The sequence below is a fragment of the Pseudomonas sp. 05N434 genome (assembly GCF_056396965.1).
In genome coordinates this window covers 1-3301 of record NZ_JBFTMK010000560.1, presented here as the reverse complement: position 1 = coordinate 3301, position 3301 = coordinate 1, and the positions used below count along the sequence as shown (strand labels likewise).

Annotated in this window: 4 protein-coding genes and 1 pseudogene; all 5 read right to left on the bottom strand. The window is 61.2% G+C overall.

Features of this window, described 5'->3' with window-relative positions; translation table 11 throughout:
• Positions 1-41: 41 nt before the first annotated feature.
• Complete coding sequence (locus tag AC1DLB_RS25790) at positions 42-296, bottom strand: DUF1652 domain-containing protein (RefSeq protein ID WP_018925324.1); 255 nt, start codon at positions 294-296, stop codon at positions 42-44.
• Positions 297-666: 370 nt separating this feature from the next.
• Positions 667-891, bottom strand: a pseudogene (locus tag AC1DLB_RS25785) (sigma-54-dependent Fis family transcriptional regulator); the annotation flags it as partial.
• Between the two features lie 11 nt (positions 892-902).
• The gene (locus AC1DLB_RS25780; RefSeq protein WP_477785891.1) at positions 903-1640 is read right to left on the bottom strand and encodes an S-methyl-5'-thioinosine phosphorylase; all 738 of its coding nucleotides are present in this window, start codon (positions 1638-1640) and stop codon (positions 903-905) included.
• Between the two features lie 12 nt (positions 1641-1652).
• Positions 1653-2663 (bottom strand): beta-N-acetylhexosaminidase, encoded by a 1011-nt coding sequence (gene nagZ, locus AC1DLB_RS25775; RefSeq protein ID WP_019579917.1) that lies wholly within the window; start codon positions 2661-2663, stop codon positions 1653-1655.
• Between the two features lie 155 nt (positions 2664-2818).
• Positions 2819-3301: TetR family transcriptional regulator (locus AC1DLB_RS25770; protein ID WP_477785890.1), on the bottom strand; the 483-nt coding region annotated here is incomplete at its 5' end.

Sequence of the window (3301 nt, the reverse complement as noted above, 5' to 3'; positions counted from 1 at the left end):
GACGCACGCCGCACCATCGACAGGTGCGGCGTGACATCGGTTCAGCTGTAGAACGTCGGGTGAACGCCTTTGTGAGCCTCGATTTCCAACCGCATATCAGCCACCAGCGATGCAATTGCATGGGGACTGTCCAGTGTCCATACCGGTACGTGAGTGGCCACCAGATCCACTTTGCCGGTCATGCAATCGCAGACCCGAATCGTCAGGAACTGGTCTGCCTCCATGCTACAGGTGCACACGGCGGGCAGAAAACTTTGCTCGATGATGTTTTGGATTTCCAGGGGTGATAGGAACATCGCTACCTCCCTCACGCCAGATGGATGCCGGGCAAATGCTCCGTCATTTCACCCTTTAGCCTGAAAATTCTAATCCTCATTAGCGGGTGTCTCAAGGCTGTGACAGGTTGCTCGTCGTCTCATCGGGCTGTCGCGATTTGCGACACCTCCAAGCGAGTCGCCCGCCCCCTCGCATCACTCAAAACCCCGCCGACACTGGGCGATCAGCCCCTTCCCGGCACTTGGCACAGCCATTGCCAAACATTGAGCAAGCCCCCGTTTTCACGCACAACAAGAGGTCTTGCCATGCCCCTCCCTTATCTGCTTCCCGCCACCTCGGCGTTCATCCAGCGCGCACCGCGCATGCTCATTGGCGGTGACTGGGTCGAGGCCGCCGACGGCCAGACCATGCCCCTGCGCCAAGGGTGATGTCTTGCAGGCCGCTGCCCTTGAGACGGTCGGCGCGACCTTCGACGGCGAGGATGGTGGCGTCGGAATTGGCGAGGATGATCAGCCCTTCCTTGCCTTGGCGATCGGCCAGATAGTCGATGGCCGGCATCGCCGCATCGATCAACAACCGATTGCTCGCCAGCAGCCCGTCGAGACTGGCGCTCGAGAGTGTCGAGCTTAGCCTTTCAATACCCGCGCCAGCGTCGACTTCACTTTGCCCATGCCATCATGCAGTGCCTGTTCAATCTCGGCCATGGTAATGACCGCCGTCGATTTGCCCGCCGCGGGGTTCACCACCAGCGCCAGACAGGCATAGTCCAGTTCCAGTTCACGCGCCAATGCAGCTTCTGGCATACCGGTCATGCCGACGATGTCGCAACCGTCACGTTCCAGCCTCGCGATTTCAGCAACTGTTTCCAGACGTGGCCCTTGAGTGCAGGCGTACACGCCATGGCTGCTATAGCCGACGCCTTCAGCCGCCAACGCCGCGATTAATCGCTGACGCAGGGGTTCGCTGTAGGGATAGCTGAAGTCGATGTGTGTAACGTGTTCCAGGTCATCGGCGAAATAGGTGTGTTCGCGACCGCTGGTGTAGTCGATCAATTGATGCGGCACGCAGAAATGCYCGGTGCCCATCGCGGCATGAATCCCGCCCACGGCGTTGACCGCGAGAATCGCTTCAGCTCCGGCCTGCTTCAAGGCCCACAGATTGGCGCGGTAGTTCACCTGATGCGGCGGGAAGCGGTGCGGGTGGCCGTGACGTGCGAGAAACAGTACTTCCTTGCCGGCGTACTCACCGATCTGCACCTCGGCCGAAGGCGCACCGTAAGGGGTGTCCACCGCCAATGACTGACGAATGCTCAAGCCTTCGAGTTGAGTCAGGCCGGTGCCACCGATAATCGCGTAAACCGTCATAACGAAAAGTCCTTAATCAATCAATTGAGCTTCTTTGAGCGCGCCGACGGCCGTCAGCCAGCGCGGGTCTTGACGGTATTCGGTGCTGGCGTACGCCTGCCCACGCATCCGCGCGATACGCGCCGAAGGCTTGACCTTCAACCGCTGGGCGGCACTCAAAGCCAACTCGGCAGCCGCACGGTCGTTGCACACCAGGCCCATGTCGCAACCGGCGGTCAATGCCGCTTCGATGCGACTGGCGGCATCGCCCACCACGTGCGCACCGGCCATCGACAGGTCGTCGCTGAAGATCACGCCATCAAACTGCAGCTCGCCGCGCAGGATGTCCTGCAACCAGCGACGGGAGAAGCCGGCAGGCTGGGAATCGACTTGTGGATAAATAACGTGGGCCGGCATGACGGCGGCCAATTGCTTGCTCAATCGCGCGAATGGCACCAGGTCGTTGGCGCGGATCTCTTCGAGGCTGCGCTCGTCGTTGGGAATCGCAACGTGGGAATCGGCCTCGGCCCAGCCATGACCGGGGAAATGCTTGCCGGTGGCAGCCATCCCGGCGCTGTTCATGCCGCGGATGAATGCACCGGCGAGCAAGGCTGCGCGCTCGGGATCACCTTCGAACGAACGGGTACCGACCACCGCACTGCGCTGGTAATCCAGATCCAGCACCGGGGCGAAGCTCAGGTCGAGACCGACCGCGAGCACTTCGGTCGCCATGATCCAGCCGCACTGTTCGGCCAGGTATTCGGCATTCGGGTTGTCGGCGATGGCGCGCATGGCGGGCAGTCGCACGAAGCCCTGACGCAGCCGCTGAACCCGACCGCCCTCCTGGTCGACCGCCAGCAGCAGATCGGGACGAATGGCGCGGATCGCGGCGCTCAATTCGCGCACCTGACGCGGGTGTTCGATGTTGCGGGCAAAAATGATCAGGCCGCCCACTTCGGGCTGGCGCAACAATTGGCGATCTTCAGACGTCAGCCAGGTACCGGCGACGTCCACCATCAACGAGCCTTGCAGGCCAGCAGTCATGGAAATTCCTTGAATACGATAAACCCGGCTCGCACGAATTCGCCGCCATGGGCTGAGCCCGGCAGGTCGGCGATATCAATGAGGGGGTTCAAAACGAGAGTCGGCATGGGCGCCTAGCTTAGCGGATGTCCGCCACCGCGCCCACCCGTGTGCGGTTAAACCTTGGCGGCTACCGGAGTCGATTTACTGCGCGGACGCAATTGCGCGGCGGCCATGGCGGTGTCGGTGACGCCGGTTTCGGCACGCATGCCCGCAGCCAGGAATGGCACCATCAGACGCATCACTTGCTCGATGGAAGTGTTGACGCCGAAATCGGTCTCGGCAATCGCACGCAAGGCCTTGATCCCCGACATGCTGAATGCCGCTGCACCGAGCATGAAGTGCACGCGCCAGAACAGTTCGATCGGAGGAATGCGTGGCGCGGCTTCGTTGACCAGCAGCATGTAGCGGCGGAAAACCTTGCCGTACATATCTTCCAGATAACGACGCAAGTGCCCTTGGCTCTGACTGAAAGCCAGCCCCAGCAAACGCATGAAAATGGACAGGTCGTTGCCGCTGCGTGGTTGCACCACCAAGGCTTGCTCGACGAGGATCTCCAGCAATTCTTCGAGGGTCGGTTTGTTCTCGGGTTTCGGGTT